The 993-nt window shown below is 37.2% G+C and carries 1 protein-coding gene; it reads left to right on the plus strand.

Going from position 1 to position 993, the window contains the following annotated elements; genetic code table 11:
* Positions 1-120: 120 nt before the first annotated feature.
* A partial coding sequence (locus H4J65_RS05920) for an IS110 family transposase (protein ID WP_182196676.1) occupies positions 121-993 on the plus strand: 873 nt, incomplete at its 3' end.

Genomic DNA, 993 nt, shown 5'->3' on the forward strand with positions numbered 1-993 from the left:
CTTAAAGCATTGACTTTGGTCTGTAGATAAAACCCTTAGTTCATTTTATCTTAATAAACTGGATGGTATCCAAGTGCCTTTCTAAGAAAGTGACACTGCATGCACAAGGGAAGCTAAAAGATGAATTATGATATTGGTATTGACGTTGCTAAAGATAAAATTGATTGTCTTTGGTTAAAAGATATAACTTCACTGAAAATTAAAACGAAGGTTTTACCTAACTCGGCACAAGGTTTTCAGCAATTAAAATTATGGCTAGAAAAACACGTTTGTACAGAACTTAGCCACATTTATATTTGCTTGGAAGCAACGGGCGTTTATCACGAAGCTTTGGCTTATGCGTTATTTAAAATGGGCGTTAAAGTCAGTGTGATTAATCCTGCTTTCATTCGCAATTTTGCGAAAGGGCTAGGCGTTCGAGGTAAAACAGACAAAAAAGATAGTATGGTTTTAGCGCGTTATAGTGCGTTAATTCGACCTAGGTTATGGCAGCCAGAGACTGAGGATATACGCATACTTAAGGCTTTATTATCAAGGCTTACAGGCTTGGAGAATGATTTGCAACGCGAGCATAATCGACTTGAAAAAGCCGACGTCAGCCAAGCATCAAAGACAGTAATCGAATCCATAGAACTAATGATTGAACAACTAAGTAAAGAAGTTAATCGAATAAAAAAACTCATTGATAATCATATTGAGCAAAACCCGAAGCTAAAGAAAGATCGTTCAATATTAAAAACAATACCCGCCGTTGGAGAAGTTTTGTCACGAGAAATGCTATCAGTATTAAATAGTCGAGACTTTGAAAAAGCAAGCCAAGCGGCGGCTTTTGTTGGTGTTGTACCCAAACTCTGGGAATCAGGAAAAATGAAGGGGCGAACAACATTATGTAAAAATGGACCGGGTCGAATACGGGCTGTTTTATACATGGCTGCGATTGTTGCCACTAAATATAATCCTGATATTAAGATTCAATATGAACGTTTATTGAAG

Origin of the sequence: Colwellia sp. MB02u-9, assembly GCF_014077085.1 — a bacterium.
In the GTDB taxonomy this organism is placed as follows: Bacteria; Pseudomonadota; Gammaproteobacteria; order Enterobacterales; family Alteromonadaceae; genus Cognaticolwellia.